The sequence below is a fragment of the Paenibacillus sp. MER 180 genome, assembly GCF_023713665.1.
GTDB classification, from domain to species: domain Bacteria; phylum Bacillota; class Bacilli; order Paenibacillales; family Paenibacillaceae; genus Paenibacillus_B; species Paenibacillus_B suaedae.
This window is the reverse complement of record NZ_JAMAVT010000014.1, coordinates 44,934-63,526: the sequence shown is the minus strand read 5'-3', so window position 1 is coordinate 63,526 and position 18,593 is coordinate 44,934. Positions and strand designations below refer to the sequence as shown.

The 18,593-nt window shown below is 48.2% G+C and carries 11 protein-coding genes and 2 pseudogenes; 9 read left to right on the top strand and 4 right to left on the bottom strand.

Annotated features, from left to right (window positions below; translation table 11 throughout):
* Nucleotides 1-50 precede the first annotated feature (50 nt).
* Nucleotides 51-4,355, top strand: coding sequence for an S-layer homology domain-containing protein (locus M3661_RS21345; RefSeq protein WP_251488375.1), 4,305 nt, complete (start codon nt 51-53; stop codon nt 4,353-4,355).
* 223 nt (nt 4,356-4,578) lie between these two features.
* On the opposite strand, the pseudogene M3661_RS21340 reads toward M3661_RS21345, so the two are convergent.
* The 4 genes and pseudogenes from M3661_RS21340 to M3661_RS21325 form a co-directional block, all read right to left on the bottom strand.
* Nucleotides 4,579-4,969: pseudogene (locus M3661_RS21340) on the bottom strand (alpha/beta hydrolase); the annotation flags it as partial.
* A 7-nt stretch (nt 4,970-4,976) separates the two neighbouring features.
* A pseudogene (locus M3661_RS21335) lies at nt 4,977-5,120 on the bottom strand (DNA-binding response regulator); the annotation flags it as partial.
* A gap of 143 nt (nt 5,121-5,263) precedes the next feature.
* A complete protein-coding gene (locus tag M3661_RS21330) occupies nt 5,264-7,072 on the bottom strand; it encodes a helix-turn-helix transcriptional regulator (RefSeq protein WP_251488372.1) in 1,809 nt (602 codons plus the stop codon).
* 157 nt (nt 7,073-7,229) lie between these two features.
* On the bottom strand, nt 7,230-8,588 hold the full coding sequence (locus M3661_RS21325; RefSeq protein WP_251488369.1) for an erythromycin esterase family protein: 1,359 nt from the start codon (nt 8,586-8,588) through the stop codon (nt 7,230-7,232).
* A gap of 263 nt (nt 8,589-8,851) precedes the next feature.
* Between M3661_RS21325 and M3661_RS21320 the strand changes: the two genes are divergently transcribed.
* The 8 genes from M3661_RS21320 to M3661_RS21285 all read left to right on the top strand — a co-directional run bounded on the left by M3661_RS21320 (nt 8,852) and on the right by M3661_RS21285 (nt 18,574).
* Nucleotides 8,852-9,745: a type II CAAX endopeptidase family protein gene (locus M3661_RS21320; RefSeq protein ID WP_251488366.1), complete on the top strand. Its 894-nt coding sequence runs from the start codon at nt 8,852-8,854 to the stop codon at nt 9,743-9,745.
* A gap of 262 nt (nt 9,746-10,007) precedes the next feature.
* Nucleotides 10,008-11,369: an FAD-dependent oxidoreductase gene (locus M3661_RS21315; protein WP_251488363.1), complete on the top strand. Its 1,362-nt coding sequence runs from the start codon at nt 10,008-10,010 to the stop codon at nt 11,367-11,369.
* A gap of 546 nt (nt 11,370-11,915) precedes the next feature.
* Entirely contained in the window at nt 11,916-12,911 is a 996-nt protein-coding gene (locus tag M3661_RS21310; protein WP_251488360.1) for a beta-ketoacyl-ACP synthase III, read from the top strand.
* Nucleotides 12,901-14,214 carry an ATP-grasp domain-containing protein gene (locus tag M3661_RS21305; RefSeq protein ID WP_251488358.1) on the top strand — a complete coding sequence of 438 codons (1,314 nt, stop codon included), beginning with the start codon at nt 12,901-12,903 and terminating at the stop codon, nt 14,212-14,214. Before M3661_RS21310 ends, M3661_RS21305 begins: the two co-directional genes overlap by 11 nt.
* Nucleotides 14,211-15,227, top strand: a complete 1,017-nt coding sequence (locus M3661_RS21300) for an NAD-dependent epimerase/dehydratase family protein (RefSeq protein ID WP_251488356.1) — start codon at nt 14,211-14,213, stop codon at nt 15,225-15,227. Before M3661_RS21305 ends, M3661_RS21300 begins: the two co-directional genes overlap by 4 nt.
* The gene (locus M3661_RS21295; protein ID WP_251488354.1) at nt 15,218-16,108 is read left to right on the top strand and encodes an MBL fold metallo-hydrolase; all 891 of its coding nucleotides are present in this window, start codon (nt 15,218-15,220) and stop codon (nt 16,106-16,108) included. Before M3661_RS21300 ends, M3661_RS21295 begins: the two co-directional genes overlap by 10 nt.
* On the top strand, nt 16,101-17,420 hold the full coding sequence (locus M3661_RS21290; RefSeq protein WP_251488352.1) for a F390 synthetase-related protein: 1,320 nt from the start codon (nt 16,101-16,103) through the stop codon (nt 17,418-17,420). Before M3661_RS21295 ends, M3661_RS21290 begins: the two co-directional genes overlap by 8 nt.
* On the top strand, nt 17,417-18,574 hold the full coding sequence (locus M3661_RS21285; protein ID WP_251488350.1) for a GNAT family N-acetyltransferase: 1,158 nt from the start codon (nt 17,417-17,419) through the stop codon (nt 18,572-18,574). Before M3661_RS21290 ends, M3661_RS21285 begins: the two co-directional genes overlap by 4 nt.
* Nucleotides 18,575-18,593 lie beyond the last annotated feature (19 nt).

Here is an 18,593-nt window from a genome sequence, read left to right as displayed (position 1 = left end):
CAAACATACATGATAGAACTTAAACATAATTACGAGAGGCGATGTAGTAAATGAAACCCGAATTACGCATGCGAAAAACAATCGCTGTACTGATGGCATTCCTGCTCATCTTTACAGCAGTCCTTCCTCTGTCGTCTGGCATTACCAAGGCCATGGCTGCAACTGGCTGGCAGCCAATTGGAAACAGCACAATTGGTTTAAATGTGGACGCCACCAAAGAAACGTCACACCCTAACATGGTCAATTATAATAACGAGCTGTACATGGCATGGTCTGAGAGAGCAGGCCAGAATAATAATCTCACGATCCAAATCAAGAAATATAATGGTAGTAGCTGGGAGTATGTTGACGGCGGCACTAGTTTCAGCGCAGATCCATTGGCTACTGCAACTAATCCTGTCATGGCCGTATTCCAGAATGAGCTATATGTGACATGGTATGAATCATCGAATAACGGCAATCAGATAAGGGTCAAGAAATATGACGGCTCAAGCTGGTCTTTCGTAGACGGTGGAGGCAGCAAGGGACTGAATATGAATTCCCCTGCTATTGCATACATCCCTCATTTGATAGTCTATAATAATAATCTCTTTATCGTATGGGTAGAGAATACCAATGGCACATATCAAATCCGAGTCAAAAAACACAATGGTTCAAGTTGGGAATGGGTAGATGGCGGCAGCAACGATGGATTAAATGCAAGCCCTTCTTCATTGGCGAATAGCCCTGAGTCTGCTATTTACAACGGAAATTTATACATATCCTGGGATGAAAAAAGCGGAGGAAAGTCACAGCTGCGAGTTAAAAAGTTCGACGGCACTACTTGGTCTTTTATCGACGGACCTAATGGCTTAGGTAGTGATTCATCCGATATTTCAAACGGTAATTTAACTGTTTTTAACAACGAGTTGTTTGCTGTATTTTCCGAAAAAAATGGAGTTCACACCCATCTCCGAGTCAAAAAGTATGATGGATTAAGCTGGACGTCCGTTGATGGTGCTAACAATGCCGGATTAAAAGTAGATGTTTCAAAAAACGCGAAGCATTCAAGATCTGCAGTTTACGACAATGCATTATACGTAATCTGGACCGAGGCAGCCGGCCGTGATTGGGGTGGAACAATACATATTAAAAGATACGATGGAACAAACTGGAGTGGAACTAGTGAAACCATTCTAAATGTAGATCCATTATCGCCTACAGCAATGAATCCTACTTTGTGCTCATATAACGGCAAGCTGTTCGCTGCGTGGATTGAATCTAACAATTATCAGACTCAAATTAGGGTCAAACAATATGATGGTGTCGCTTGGACGTCTGCTCATAATGAAATTAACGTCGGGTTAAATGGAAATTTGATTTACTCGTATCATCCTGATTTGAAGCAATTTAACGATGCGCTTTATGCAATCTGGGTCGAAAATGGAAAAATTGTAGTTAAAAGCTATTCAAATGGAGTCTTATCTGGCTCGGAAGACTTAAACGTTGATCCTACAAAAGTGGCTGATACTCCGAAATTAGCTGTTTTCAATAACGAATTATACGCACTATGGGTAGAACGCGACAATGCAAACGTCAGAATATTAAGAGTGAAAAAATGGGATGGAGTGTTTTGGGTTGACGACAAAAACGGACTAAATGCCAATTCTCAGGAACAAGCTTTGCATCCTAATCTGTTATCCACGAATGATGCAATTTATGTAGCTTGGTCTGAGTCGGCGAATGTTGGGTATGACGTCCATGTTAAGAAATTTAATGGAAGTTGGGAATCGCTTGGGCGCGCTGCATCACACACTGTTGGCAAACCAAGCTTGGCTATGTTCCAAAATGAATTGTATGGAACTTGGCTAGAGTTGAATAGCGCAAAAAATTACCAACCAAGAATTAAGAAATATAACGGCCAAGATTGGGTGTACGTGGATAATGGAGGCGTTAATGAATCTGTAGATATCGACAACACCAACAGCTCTATAATTGAATTCAACAATGAGTTGTATGTTGTATGGGTCGAGAATGGCACTAATGGTGTTCTGTTGAGAGTAAAACGTTTTGATGGAGCAAGTTGGGAGGCGGTAGAAAATATTGCAACTGATATCGCGCTCGACAGCCCTCCTGCTTTGAAAGTGTTCAGAAATACACTATTTGCAACCTGGACGGAAACAACCAACGGAAAAGCCCCGCAAGTGCGTGTCAAACAGTTTAATGGCACAAGTTGGTCTTCTGCAGATGGTGACGGAGTTGACGGGCTGAATGTCGATGCAACTAAACGGGCGTTTGCTTCTGTTCTAGAAGAGTATAATGGCGAGCTTTTCGCTGCATGGACTGAACATAACGGGGTGTCAAATCAAATTCGAATGGCCCGCTACACAGGGAACATTATTCCACCTGTAACTCCAACGGATCCAAATACACCAGGGCCAGGATCTACAATTACGTTGGATGCACCGACAGGATTTATCGCTACGCCAGAAGATGGGCAAGTGAACTTACGTTGGAATAGTGTAACAGGGGCCACTTATTATCAGGTTTACCAAGGCATATCCTCTGGTAGCTATGGAACCGCACCTGTAGCAAGGGTAAGTGGAGCAGCGAATTCAGCTCTTATTACGGGACTTTCAAACGACTTACCTTATTATTTTGCAGTTCAGGCAGGCAATGAGAATGGTGTGGGTGCACTCTCTCCAGAGGTAAGCGTCGTACCACAAGTGAATCGCAAGACGGATTTGCAAGCCTTAGCCTTGTCTCAAGGGGCGCTTAATCCAGCCTTCGATTCTAGAATTCTGGATTACACAGCGATTGTTCCGAACAGTGTCTCATCGTTAACAGTGACTGCCTCGGTATATGATCAGCAGTCTCCATTAACAGTGACTGCCTCGGTATATGATCAACCGTCTTCGTTAAAAGTGAACGGAGCACTAGTTACTAGTGGTCAAGAAAGTAGTCCAATTCAACTTGCTGTAGGTCAAAACATCATTTCAGTGGAAGTGACAGCAGCAAATGGATTGAAAAAAATCTATTCCATCAACGTAACTAGGGAATCGGCATCCCCGTCATCAGGAACGCGCCCTTCCGATTCTAGCAATTGGATAAGCGATCCAAACAGCGGTAAGTCTACCCGCAATCAATTGGCTTCAAGTATCGTAACGCAAGAAAACGGGCAAACCGTTGTGAACGTATCTCTTGATTCAGCCATTATGGCCTCACAGCTGACAAACGGTGGAGACAAGCAAACATTGTCTATTCCTGTGAGTCAAGAAGCAGATAAAGTGTCAGTGAACCTAATTGGAGAAGTATTAAAAACATTGGATCGATTCAAGCACACCGTGCTTGCAATTTCAACGCCTATCGGTAATATCAAGCTGCCAGCAGCACAGATTAACCTCAATGATTTGTCTGCCAAATTTGGTGGGCCAGCGAAGGCAAGCGACCTATCTGTTCAGGTCGTTATCAACAAGAGTGATTCATCTAAGGAAAAATCAGTTAGGGATGCAGCGAATAAAAGTCATTTTACTGTAATGACTGCACCTGTTGATTTTTCGGTTATGGTCTCTTACAAGGATATAACGGAAAAAATAGGGCGGTTCAGCAACTTTGTCGAGCGTGAAATTCCGATTCCTAGCGGCATCGACCCTAACACAGTCAAGACAGCAGTCGCTCTAAACGACGATGGATCAATTCGTCATGTGCCGACGCAAATTATAGCTCGTAACGGAAGCAGTTACGCCGTTATTAAGAGCTTGACGAACAGCACTTATTTGCTGATCTCACATCAGAAATCTTTCGATGATTTGAAGGGACATTGGGCACAGGGTATCGTTTCCAACATGCTGTCGAGAATGGTGATTAACGGAGTCGACGATACCCATTATGCGCCTGACGCAGCAATTACTCGGGCTGAGTTCGCTGCAATTATTGTTCAAGCGCTTGGCATGGACAATAAAGGACAAACCGTGACCTTCAAAGATGTTGCTGCATCGGATTGGTTTAATGCTGCAGTTGTGACAGCACAGGAATACGGTATTATTAAGGGTTATGAAGATGGAACATTCCGCCCTGGGAAGACAGTTACCCGTGAGGAAGCCATGGTTATGATAGCCAAAGCCATGCAACTGACTGATTTGAAAGCTTATGTTAACAATGCCGATGCGGACTCCGTATTATCCGCATTTATCGATGGTGCATCTGTTGGAGCATGGGCTAAACAAGGCGTCAGCGCAGTAGTTAGCAGTAAACTGATCAACGGAGCCGGCAATGGATTGCTGCCAAAGAAAGACATTACGAGAGCCGAAGCTGCCGTGCTCGTTCATCGTATGCTAGAAAAGGCAGATCTGATTGACGTAGTTCAGACTAAATAATCTTCCGTATCTCAACGAACCTAGTTCGCAAATAAAAAAACCTGGAATGGCTGACTCCTTATGTAGACAGCCACTCCAGGTTTTTCGTTATGAATCGTTCAGCGGTCGTGTGACAGAAAACCAGGAACGCGCGCCGAAAGTAAAATAATCCCCCGTCCCATCACCTTTGGCAGGATTGAAACGGAGTACCCGGCAAAGCTTGGTCTTCATCCAAATAGTACACTTACTTTACTTCTTTCATATATGCTCTAACATTCTCAGCGATTTCTTTGAATTTGGTGTGGTGCAAATAATGCGATCCCACCATGGTGATTATTTTTCCATGTACCGAGTCTTTAACCTGCTCTTCATGCAGAGGTACCCATTCCTTTCTCCCTTCATTATTCGCTTGTACAAAGTATCAAACTCATTTGCTCTACGGTTTTTCCATCGAATGCCAGACCCTTATAGGGGTCTGCACTAAATATAAGAGCAAATCGTAAGAGACCTGATTTTTTGAGGAATTCTAATCTTTTTAATGGGAATTCAACATCCATACCTGGTTGTGTTGGAACACTGCTATCGATTCCGACAAATGCAGTCACCTCGTTTGGATATTTGTCCACATAATCCAATGCCGTAAATGTCGACATGCGTTGAAGCATAGACGGCCAGTGCTTCCTTACCGTCTGCAGCTTCAACTGTTGTGAACCCATCTTTGCGTAAAAACAAACATACAAGTTCGCGAATGTTCGCATCATCATCAGCAACTAGTATAGTAGGCATCCGTTCCCTCTTTTCCCCGTTTTCCATCTATGCTGTAATAATCCATTATACTATAAATGGATTTGAGGCATAAAAACAGCCCGTGAATTTCACGGGCTTATTTGGAGAAGTTGATTATTGCCACTAATCTATCAAAGCTCCCTCTAACTAATCAATCCTTCCTCTTTCGCCTTGTCCACTGCATCTTGCCTGTTATTTACGCCTAGCTTGGAATAGAGAATAGATATATAATTGCGGATCGTTCCTTCCGAAAGATTCATGCTAGCGGCGATAGCTTTGTAACGTGATCCACGGTGCAGCAGATCCAACAACTCGAACTCGCGTTTAATTAATCCATATGGATTATCCCAAATGATATTTCCACGTTCCTTGAGCTGCACCCGCTGCTGCTTCATTTCTTCGAATACTTGCTCCGCGATCTCCTGGGTGATGGACATGCCTCCAGCATGAATGAGGCGAATCGTGTCGATTAACTCCTTGGGCTGTATGGATTTCAACAAATATCCCACTGCCCCGTACTGAAGTGCGGTCACCGCTTGTTCTACATCACTGAAGGTACTCATTACGATCACTTGTAGATCAGGCCACTTTTCCTTAATCACTTGTAAAGCTTCGATTCCATCCATTTCAGGCATACGGACATCCATCAAGATAACATCTGGATGAACCTGCTCGCACAACTCAACAGCTAATTTTCCATTTCCGGCCGTTCCTACTACCTGCAGATCCTCTTGATTATCAAGTATCATGCTAAGACTATCGACAATCAACTGCTGATCGTCGACGATAACAAGCCGTATTTTGCTTTGCACAATTTCATATCTAGGCACTGTACAGAGCACGACCGTCCCTTCATCACGATGAGAGTGGACTGATAAGTGGCCTGACAACTCTAGCAAGCGCTCCTTCATCGTAGAAAGCCCAAAGCCTGGCTGCAGCTGCTCATTACCTACCCCATTATCTTGAATTTGCAAACGCAATTGATTCGCTTCGAAATGCAAATGAACCTCGATGGCCGTTGCTTGTCCGTGACGAGCCGCATTCGTCAATGCCTCTTGTAGACAACGGTACAATGTTAATTTGATCGGATTAGGCACGGCATACTCCTCACCTAATGTTCGATACTTAACTTCAATCCTTGTTGTATCTTTGAATTTGCTAACCAGCTTTTGTAGAGAAGTCGTAAAAGATGCAGGTAGGGTAGATGACGACATTTGATGCAAGTGAGTTCGAACTTCTTCTAGTCCACTGCGGGCAGAGCGCAGAAGAGCATCAATGCGTTCAGTTTGATCGCCTGTTGCCGCCTGACGCAGCGACTCCATTCCCATAATGAGTGAAGTCAACGTATGGCCGATCGTATCGTGCAGTTCCTTAGATAGTCGATTTCGCTCCTCGACTAACGTCATCTGTTCAACCTGAGTCACATGTTGTTCCAAAATCCGATTTTGCTCCTTGATCACTTGCCCTTGCCTATGCGTAAGTACCGCTAATTGAAAGGCATATCCCAAGGCAAATACAATCCCATAATGCAAAATGACGTCTACAATAATATCAATCCAACTTATTTTACTTACCCAGCCGAGAATAAACGGGATGACACCAGAAGATAGAATCGCTGTCCATCGGTAAGTAGGATTACTGCTTAGAAAGCCAATGACAAATACAATCGGGGCATATTGCCATACATTCGATATCCCATACAGATTTAAGAAAATAACAAAACTCCCCGACAACACAATTTCAGCAATCAAATACCACTGCAAATGATACTGTTGAAGCCAAAGCGGGATGAATAATGGAACAAAGGAGAGCCCCATAGCTGCCCAAAGTGGTATCGGCAATCCTCGCTCATGCAATATGCATAGACTAATCACGAGCGTGATCCACCATGAGATCCGTATACATAACATGACCCAATCTGACCACAACCATCGCTTCATCCATTCTTTCATAGGAATACCTCAATCCTTCATCAGATATCTACAAGTTACACCACATACATCCTAATTGAGAACCATTAATTTCTGAAATGATTGAACCTTCGTGCGGAGTAAGGTCTAGTATAAGAAGAAAGAGCAACCGTATCCCGATTGCTCTAGAAATGATTTCCTACTTTTGTACTTGTAACATATGGGATGGGCTTGTGTTACGAATATGGACAAGAATGTCAAACCGTTCCCGCAGGGGCACATTGAAATATGGCGGCAGGCCCGGTATTATCCGCGCCCCTAAGCTGAGGAACGGCTGCTTTTCCTTCACCCATCGCCCTGCCTCTCCCTTCAGATGGCGAGCGTCCAATAGGAACCTCTCGTAAGATACTTTTCCGAACATATCGTTCGTACTGTTTTTCTGCTGCGGTATTGCATCTGTCTTAATCTTTCCGCCGCCACTCATGTCAAACTCGTATGTTGTAAAATGTCCTTCCGTCATCGAGGTTCCTATAACGACGTATTGATCACCTACACGTTCCTTCAGGAACTCCCCAGCTGGCTTCGGATACCATTCTTTATCGATAACACCCTTAGCTACGTGAATATTATGGCCCCAGACCATCGTTTTCCCACCAAGTGTTTCTTTCGCCCATATGGCAAGGTCTGCCAAATATTGATCGTGGAGGGTGACCAAAGACGGATACTCTTCAGGAATCATCATGGTTGTATAATGCTTGATTGCCTTCGCCGTCCCTTTCACCCACGTAAGCTCATTTGAATTAGCCTTCTTCTTGTCTTTTACGGCTACTTTCTCAAGCAATTGGACAACTCTCTCCGCATTCGCTTGGAACCGGGCTTTCTCCTCATGAGTCAGCTTCATATACTCCTGCAAATTGACAGTTACCGCTGGCATATCTTTATAGTTCTGCACGACTTCAGACAGCATATCGGGATGATGCTTCTTCACATAGTTAATGACTGTATCGTAGACGTCTTTATCCAATGACTTTAGATCGAGCCCGATAAATTGAATCTTTTTCTTGTTCTTTGGATTAGCATTGTAATCCTTCATCCACTCCACCATAGTGACGATCTCATCAGTTGGATATAACAGCTTCAAAAATTGCTTGGGATCTCCTTTGCCTGTGTGGATATATTCATTTAATTTCAAACCATTCCCCCAATCCTCCTCCATCCCGAAGTTCGTAAATCCCATCTCCGTAACCAAATATTTCACGAGGCGAAATTTCATCGTAAAAAGTTCAGAACTACCGTGAGTTTCCTCCCCTAATCCTACATAATTGGCTTTCCCGATCATCTTCTTAAGCGGCTTTACATCCGCAAACGATTGAGTCGGATCAATTGTCTTCAATGGAAAAACCTGTGATTCAAAGGACTTCACAATACTATTTTGCGACGTCTGCACGGAACGAGTCACTTCTGTTGACTGAGCACCAGCATTCGAAGCTCCCCCAGCAACCAACAGCGCTGTGCTAACTACTGCAGCCATGCCACTAACCATCATTTTCTTATTCATCTTATTCCACCTCAATTGAGTTATTTGATGAGCGCAATGAACCGCAAGCAAGGCTATGCGTCAATCGCTCAACCCGATTGTCATTCATCCCATATCACTTTTCCTAGTTACTCTCTGTCACCATTTTTGATGACACATACCTCATGTCATTTCGTTACAAGCCTCACTATGAATAATGACGCCCCATTGGCCATACTGAGTTTGCGAAAGATTGAGGGCATCAATATAAAACATTTCTATGAATCGAAAGGAAGGATGTAATTTTGAAATCGCGTGGAAACAAAAACGCTTCGGATTTTGGGGAGGTGAAAGTACAACATGCCAGAAAAGGCCTTACGTTCTTTCTTGGTTTCTTATTCGTGTTGTCACTGATCATGAATACGGCTGTCATCATGTCGGGAAATATTATGCTTATTGTTGTGTACATGTTCGTACCGGCAATCGCTTCGATTCTAACCCGTCTCCTCTTGCGGGAAGGTTTTGCAGATGTATCCTTTCAGTTGGGCAGTGTAAAAGTATGGAGAGGGATCGGACTGGGCCTGCTCATTCCTATGCTCATCTGCGGAATCACCTACTCCACTGCCTGGATGAGTGGTATAGCCTCGTTCCAGCTTCCTGTGGGAGGTACCTTCGAAACGTACTATCATGCTCTTGGTCTGCAGTACTTGCCTACGCCGCTGAGCTTCGTGCTTATGGTCGTAGTGGCTGGCATTGCAGGAAGTATCATCAACCTCATCCCCGTTATGGGGGAAGAAGTCGGCTGGCGGGGATATATGTTGACACGTTTAGTTGAGGCCAAGGCTCCGCGTCCTATTTTGCTTAGCGGATTGATCTGGGCAACTTGGCATATTCCGATTGTCATATCTGGTATGTATGTGGCTGGACCATCTGTCCTTCTCTCTGTCCTAGGCATCTACCTGTGTATCATTCCGTTCAGTTATATTACCGCCCAATTGCGATTAGCCACTGGCAGCGTCTGGCCTTCTGTCATTATCCATACCTCATGGAACTCTGTAATCCAAGGTCCTTTCACTCGTGCAACAACAGGGGAGTTTTCCGATGTCTGGATCGGTGAGTCGGGTCTCCTTACGGCATTTATCATTATCATTGCAGCAATTATAGTGTCACGAACAGAAAAAGTCCGAGAGTTGACGTGACTAGAAATGAAGCTCTCTAATCATTCTCATTGACGAAAAAGAGAGTAACGAATTGGATTGATCATAAAATCCTCCTTAGCACTTAGGGGGATTTTATGTTGTGTCCAGCCGACATCTACTATTTTTGTGAAAAAAAGAACAAGTAGCTATTGACTTGTGAAATAAATCACAGTACACTGTGGTTGTGAAATAAGTCACATTTAACACATTGAAATTAAACCATTTGGTTTACCTATATTTTGCCCTTCGAGGAGGAATTACGATGAAAATTGCAGTGATTGGTTGTACGCATGCAGGAACAGCAGCAGTGGTTAATGCCGCCAAGCTATACCCCGAAGCCCAGATTACCGTTTACGAACGCAACGACAATATATCGTTCTTATCTTGCGGGATCGCATTGTATGTGGGCGGTGTCGTGAAAGAGCCGGAAGGACTCTTCTACTCCTCGCCGCAGCACTTGGCGAATTTAGGTGTCATTACTCACATGCGCCACGAGGTTCTCACCGTTGATACGGATGCGAAAACGATGCAGGTGCGCAACCTGCTGACCGGAGAAGAATTCAATGATTGCTTCGATAAGCTGATTGTCACGACGGGATCTTGGCCGATCATTCCACAGCTTCCAGGCATGGAGCTGGACAACATTCTGCTGTGCAAAAATTACGAACATGCGAACAACATCATCGACAAAGCTAAACAGGCAAACCGCATCACAGTGGTCGGTGCGGGATATATCGGTGTAGAGCTTGTGGAGGCGTTCCAGCAGAGCGGTAAGCAGGTAACGTTAATTGATAGCGAAGACCGGATTTTGAACCGTTACCTGGATGCTGATTTCAGTAGTCAAATTGAGGAAGCGTTCCGCGGCAAAGGCATCGAGCTTGCGCTTGGGCAGACCGTTCAAGCTTTTGAAGGCATGGACGGCACAGTCAATAAAGTCATCACTGACAAGGGTGAAGTAGAAACGGATATGGTCATTCTTTGTATCGGTTTCCGCCCGAATACCCAACTGCTTAAGGGTCAAGTGGATATGCTGCCAAATGGCGCGATCATCGTTGATTCATATATGCAAACCAGCAAGCAGGACGTGTTCGCCGCCGGCGACAGCTGTGCTGTGCATTACAATCCGACCGGCAGAGCTGCCTACATTCCGCTGGCTACCAATGCGGTACGGATGGGGATGCTGGTAGCCCGCAATCTGATGGGACCAACGACAAAATATGTAGGCACCCAAGGGACATCGGGCCTCAAAATATACGATATCAATCTAGCTTCGACGGGTCTTACCGAGGTTGCATGCGCAGATGAGAATATCGATGCCGAAGCAGTTACGGTAATCGACGCCTACCGGCCTGAATTTATGCCATCGGCAGAGACCGTAACTTTGAAGGTTGTGTATGAGAAAGAAAGCCGCCGCCTGTTGGGAGCGCAAATCATGTCCAAAGTTGACTTGACCCAAGCGATGAACACCTTGTCGGTATGCATTCAAAATGGGATGACCATCGACGAGTTGGCCTTCATCGACTTCTTCTTCCAGCCTCACTTTAACAAGCCTTGGAACTTTTTGAATACGGCCGGCATTGCCGCACTTCCCCAGTTCGTAGACGGAGAACTGCAGCACGCTTAAAAGCACTGCCATGAAGGGAGTGTCCCAATAGTCATTGAATATGACGAAGGATACTCCCCTTTCATGGGATTTACCTTCATGACCACCTTTGTTTCTGACATCTGTATGAAATGAAACAAGGAGGCTATTGATTCTCTATCAATAGTTTCTCCTATATGCATCACTCCTCTTATTAAACAAACACTTCGGTTAGTATCCTTTTGAGAATAGCGATAGTTTGGCTACTCTCCCCTTTTTGCCAGATCTTCTTGAGCCCAACCTTTTTTCGCTCAACAAACTACATTTTTATTACGTAACAACAGCAACACATCTGGATAGGAACGTAATGGCATTTTTAATCGTAAGGTTTTTTTACAATTTTTTTTGCAAGACAGATTATCACGCCAATGTAAAAGTACTCCGATATAATAGAAGAATCAACCGAACGAGTAAATTGATGGAACCACCAAGAGAATGTGCATTACAATAGAGGGAGCTTTTGGGTAATAAGCAAGAGCTTCACGTCATGATCGAAATAATCAACAAGAGGAACGAGGCCATGGGAGTATGGAGAGAAAAGTGAAAATTATCGGCACGGGGGTATATTTACCGAAGCAGCGCGTTACCTCGGATGAAATGGATCGGAAGCTTGGCGTACCCGCCGGGTGGTCCCTGAAAAAGTCGGAGGTTCGAGTACGATATTTTGTTGAAAATGAAACAGCCGCCGAGATGGGGGCATTCGCTGCACAAGCCGCACTGCAGGATGCGGGACTTACCTTCGCTGACATCGACTGCATCGTATGCGCAAGCGGTACAATGCAGCAGCCGATTCCATGCACAGCGGCTTTGATACAACAAGCAATGGGGAAAGGGAACTCCGGGGTGCCGTCTTTTGACATTAATTCGACCTGCCTTAGCTTCCTAGCCGCGCTCGACGTCATGTCATATCTGATTGCCGCTGGACGCTATCAGCGTATCCTCATCGTCTCGACTGAGGTTGCCTCAGTCGGCCTGAACTGGGAGCATAAAGAAAGCGCGGTTCTATTCGGCGATGGCGCCGCTGCCGTGATCGTAGGCCAAGCAGCAGCATACGAGCAATCTCGTATCGAAGCCTCATTAATAGAAACCTATAGTACCGGAGCCTCATACTCCGAGATACGTGGTGGAGGTACGGGGCTGCACGCTAAATATTACGATGATGCTCGAATGAGCGACTATATGTTCCATATGGATGGTCAGCCGATTTATAAAATGGCGTCCAAGCTGCTACCTGACTTCCTTGAACGGCTGCTTGGATCGGGAAATACGGCAATGTCGCAATTCCCGCTTATCATTCCGCACCAAGGCAGCGCTATGGCAATGCGCCTGATTAGCCGCAAGCTGGGCATTGCTCCAGAGCAGCTCATGAACATTACATCGGATCACGGCAATACGATTGCCGCCTCGATTCCGATGGGATTGCATGAGGCCATTCACCAAGGGCGGGTGCAGCGGGGAGACCGTATTCTGCTGCTTGGAACTTCTGCCGGGCTGTCATTGGGAGGGCTGGTGCTTGAATATTAGCAGTTCTAGCAGTTCTAGCAGTCCGTCCAACGATATACCGCCGGATGGGAGGCGAACTGTCCTAATTACCGGCAGCCGCGCCCCCGTCTCCTTGGAACTGGCGCGGCTATTGGGGGGTGCTGGGCACCGGATCATCATGGCAGATAGCTTGCTCGTCACAATAGGCTCGGCCTCCCGCTTTGTCACCCGCCATTACTGTTATCCGCCTCCTCGCCATGAACCAGAGCGGTTCCTAGCTATGATAGAGCGTATTGTGATAGACGAGCAGGTGGATTGCATAATTCCGACCTGCGAGGAAGTGTTCTATCTGGCACAGAGACAGCGGACATGGCCCAATGGATGCGAGCTATTTGCTCCTCTATGGGAGCTGCTTAAGCAGCTTCATCATAAGGGGAAATTCATCGAATTGGTCCGGCAAGCTGGCTTACACGCACCATCGACACAGCTGTTGACAACACGAGCGGAAGCATACGACTACATACGGACGCTTGGGGCGGATGCTGCCATACTGAAGCCGGCCTACTCGCGCTTCGCGAGCCGTGTATTATTCGTACGGGCTGACTATGCCCTGCCGGACGACATCCTAATCACCCCGGACTATCCTTGGGTCGGGCAGCAATATATTCGCGGCACATTGTACTGCACGTACAGCATTGTCCGCGATGGCGCCGTACGTGCTCATGCCTGCTACCCCTCCGAATTCACGGCGAGTGAAGGGGCAAGCATCGCCTTCAAGCATGAGGCACGGGGCGATCTGCTGGCATGGGTCCAGCGATTTGTCGCCCCGCTTCGATATACGGGGCAGATTGCGTTTGACTTTATCGTCACGCCGGAACGGAACATCTACCCTATCGAGTGCAATCCTCGCGCAACAAGCGGCGTCCATTGCTTTGCAGTATCCGATCAGTTGGACAAGGCGTTCTTCGAGATGAATGGCGGGATAAATGGCGACACAGAGGTCGGCATAGACGGCTGCACAATTAACACTGCTAATCAAGATACATATCTTGATGCAAATCTTGGCGCGCATCATGCGAGAGCCTACCCCATCGAGCCAACATCCACCCGCCCTGCCATGTTGACGCTCGCCATGCTGGCGTACGGCTGGAGGAGTCCTCGACGGGGCTATTGGCTGAGGGAGCTATGGAAAGGACGAGATGCCATCTTCCGCTGGCAGGATCCGAAGCCGTTTGTCGCGCAGGCCGTTATGCTATACCGCTTCTGGCGAGAGAGCAAAAAGCGCTCCATCTCACTAATAGAGGCCACTACATCAGATATAGAATGGAATGGTGAATCATCATGAGCCGACGAGCATTAGTGACGGGAGGAACCGGATTTCTAGGGCAGCGTTTGGCATTAAGATTGGTCGAACAAGGCTATACCGTCAGCGCCATTGGCCGCAATACGCATGTAGGCCATGAACTGGAACGGATGGGTGTCCGATTTATTCCGCTTGAATTAGGCGATACTGAGCGGATCAAGGAGATATGCCACGGTCGAGATACCGTCTTCCACTGTGCTGCACTGTCTGCTCCATGGGGCGATTATGCTGACTTCTACGCCAGCAACGTCATCGGCACACGCCATGTCGTGCAAGGATGCGTAAGCGGAGGAGCGCGGCTCGTGCATGTGTCAACGCCGAGCATTTACTGGAATTGGCGTGATCGACTGAATATTAAAGAATCCGATCCGCTGCCTTCCAAACAAGCGAATGCCTACGCCGCCACCAAGCTGCTCGCTGAGCGGGAGGTGGATCAGGCCGTAGAAGAGGCTGGGCTGCACGCCATTACGCTGCGGCCCCGCGCGATCTACGGTCCGAGTGATCGCGCTATTCTCCCGCGCCTCATAGAGGCGAACCGAGGCGGCTATATGCCGCTCATTCGCAGCGGCCGGTCGATGCTCGACGTTACATATGTCGACAACGTGGTCGATGCGCTGCTGCTAGCCGCCGAAGCTGACCCGGCTTCGCTTGGCGGCAAGTACAATATTACGAACGGCGAGCCTAGGCTGCTGAGCGATTTGCTGGCTAGGCTGTTTGCCCTGCTCGAAATGCCGTTCCGCCCCATCCCGCTCGCTTACCCGATCGCTTCGGCTGCGGCCGGGATGCTAGAGCTTAACGCCCGCTGGTTTGCCAGAGGCAAGGAGGCTAAGCTGACCCGGTATACGGTTGGACTAATCGGACGGAGTCAGACGCTCGACATTACGGCTGCACGCCAGATGTTAGGTTATAAGCCTAGAATCGGTACCGAGGAAGGCATGAAACGATTCGCTGAAGCATGGATACAGGAAGGAGGCTCGTCAGCTCCATGGACGTGAACAAAGGAGCCATAACAGAAGTTTCCGTGAACTTGATGACCGCAGGGTACTGCACGCACCGGGAATGGCTTACGATTCAAGGCGGGAGCGGCGCTTCCGTGCGCTTTCCGGCCATGTTCGCCTATATCGAGCACCCGCGACTCGGACCAGTCCTGTTCGACACCGGCTATTCCACGCGTTTCTTTCAGGCTACATCGTCCTTTCCCGCGAGGCTGTATCGGTGGACAACGCCGGTTTATATCGGCGAAGAAGAGAGTGCAGCCAATCAGCTGCGCAATCTTGGCGTAATGCCGGAGGACGTGCGGACGATTATTTTGTCGCACTTTCACGCAGATCATATCGGCGGTGTGCACGATTTCGAGAATGCCGAGTTTTATTATTTGCGCGAGGCTTATCGTCCTCTGCAGGACATGTCTCCTTTCCAAGCTACGAAAGCCGGCTTTCTGCCCGGGCTATTGCCGAATCGATTCGGTGATCGCTCCCGTCTTATCGAGGAGACGTGCAGTACCATAAGCTTGGACGAGGGATATGCGCCCTTCACAGAGGGATACGATCTGTTCGGGGACGGTAGCATCATCGGCATCGACCTATCGGGGCATGCGCTGGGTCAGCTTGGCCTGCTTCTGCGCTCTGCAGGGCAAGAATACTTCCTCTGCGCCGACGCTGCTTGGTCAACGGCAGCCTATGCATCGCATCGGCTGCCGAAGTCCATCGTCAAATTGATCAAAGCAGATTGGCAGCAATATAAGGACAACCTTAACCGATTACACCTCCTGCATCGTAGGCGACCGGATCTTCGCATCATCCCAACGCACTGCCGGGAGGCCGAACAGAGATACGTAACAAGCCCTAAGGTTCAAGGAGGTGCTCAGCGTGGATAAAGGAACGATGATCGCTGCCTGGGAATATATCCGCACAAAGTACGGACGAAGTTGGAGTAGCAGGGAAGCACTGGAGCAGTGGCAACATCGTCAAGTGATGAAGCATCTGGGGCGAATCAGGCAGTGCTCCCCCTTCCTCCGCGAACGCATGGGCGAGCTCCCCATTGAGCAATGGCGCGACATGCCAGTCATGGACAAGTCGCTGATGATGGAGCATTTCGATGCCCTTAATACCGCTGGCGTACGAAAGGAGGAAGCGTTCGCCATGGCACTGGCAGCTGAGGAGAGCCGCGACTTCACTCCTGAATGGAATGATATTACCGTCGGTATGTCCTCGGGGACGTCAGGCAATCGCGGCCTCTTCCTCGTCAGCCCACAGGAGAGCATGGCATGGGCCGGAGCGATGCTCGCCAAGGCCCTGCCTGGATCCGTACTGGCACGGGAGCGCATTGCGCTCTTCCTGCGTGCCAACAGTAACCTGTACGGGAGCGTGAGCAAGCGGCTGCTGCAATTCGCCTACTTCGACCTGCTCGACCCGTTGGAGGAGCAGGTCAAGCGACTGAACACTTACGCCCCTACCCTGCTCGTCGCACCGCCGTCTATGCTTCGCATGCTTGCAGAACAGCTGGAGCAGGGCCTGCTCGCGATACGTCCGCGAAAGATTTTTTCCGTGGCTGAAGTCCTTGATCCGCTCGATGAAGCGATAATTAGCGCGGCGTTCCAGCAGCCCGTGCACCAAATCTATCAATGCACGGAAGGCTTTCTCGGCATTACGTGCATACACGGGACGCTCCACTTGAACGAAGACCTCGTCTTCATAGAGAAAGAGTGGCTAGACAAGCGGGAACGAAAATTCACACCGATTATTACTGACTTCCGGCGTATGACCCAGCCGATCATTCGTTATCGGCTGGACGATGTCTTGACAGAGAGAAACGAGCCTTGTCCGTGCGGTTCTCCCTTCACTGCGCTGGAGCGCATCGAAGGGCGGCACGATGATATGTTCTATATGCCCTCACTAAGAGACGGCACACTTACGACTGTATTTCCCGATTTTATTCGCCGTGCAATTCTGTCCGCCTCATCGAAGATTGAACACTATGCGGCGGTGCAGTATTCGCCAACGCACATCACGGTGGCGCTGCAAGTGCCTACGCAATATCGGGCAGCATGTGAACAGGACATTATGCTCGAACTGCATAAGCTGTGTGCAATCGTTCAGTGTGCAGCGCCTGACATTCAATTTACCGAGTGGAAGCCGCAGCCTGCCGGGCACAAGCTGCGCCGGATCGAGAGGAAGTTTACGGTATGAGTATCGCAGTTCTATATGATGCAGCTAATATCGATCGGCTGCCTTGGCCGAACGATGAGGAAGGACAGGCGGCTAAGGCATGGATAGAGCCATGGATACGACATGGGCCGGAACGCGACGTGGATAATATTCAGACCCGGATGATGGTGATCGTCATCGACGACCAATATGTGCTGCCGATTACCGTTAATGAACAAGAGTACGACAACGCATATGTATGCTCGCCTTATACGCACTATGTTACTTATGCGAAGCAAGAGCTCGGCATGCTGAAGCAGCCGCTGCTGGAACGGCCGCTTGCGTGGCTGTTAAGCGGAATCGGATTCGGAATGAAGCTTGCGCGGTGCAATCGCGTCGTGCATGTGAGCAATTATCTGCTGTCTACGAATCTGTATCCACGTATGACGGCAGAGCACGTATCAGCCATCATCGCCCTGCTGCAAGCTCGGTTCCCCGATCACTCGATCGTGTTCCGTTCGTTAAATCGCCATTATTACCCGGAGCTGTGCCGCAGCTTGGAGAAGGCCGGATGCGCACTTGTGCCTAGCCGCCAAATCTATTGCTTGGATACCCGCGATTCCAGAACTCAGAATGCCAAGGCGAGATGGTTAATCAAGCGTGATGAAGGACTGCTTGCGAAGCATGAATACGAGATCGTTCGGCATGAAGAGCTGGTACCGGCCGATGTTCCCCGCATGGTTCAACTGTACAACTTGCTCTATATCGATAAATATTCACCGTGCAATCCGCAGTTTAATGAGCGCTTCTTCGAACATGCACTGGCGGCGAAGACACTGCGCTTCGTCGCTCTGCGCACATCGAGGGGACGAATAGACGGAATCATGGGTTACTTCTGCCGCAACGGTATACTGACGACGCCAATTTTCGGTTACGACACCGCACTTCCGCTGGAAACAGGCCTGTACCGCATGCTCTCTGCTGTCCTGTTCCGTGAGGTGCAGCGACTTGGCATGCAATGGAATGAGAGCTCGGGCGCAGCGCAGTTCAAACGCAACCGGGGAGCTACCGGGCATTGGGAATATTCCGCCATCATGGATCGGCATCTGCCTGTGTACCGCCGTAGCTGCTGGTCATTCATTTCCTTGGCCGCCAATCGAATCGGCGTTCCGCTAATGGAACGACATAAATTATGAGGATACAGACGAGAAAGGA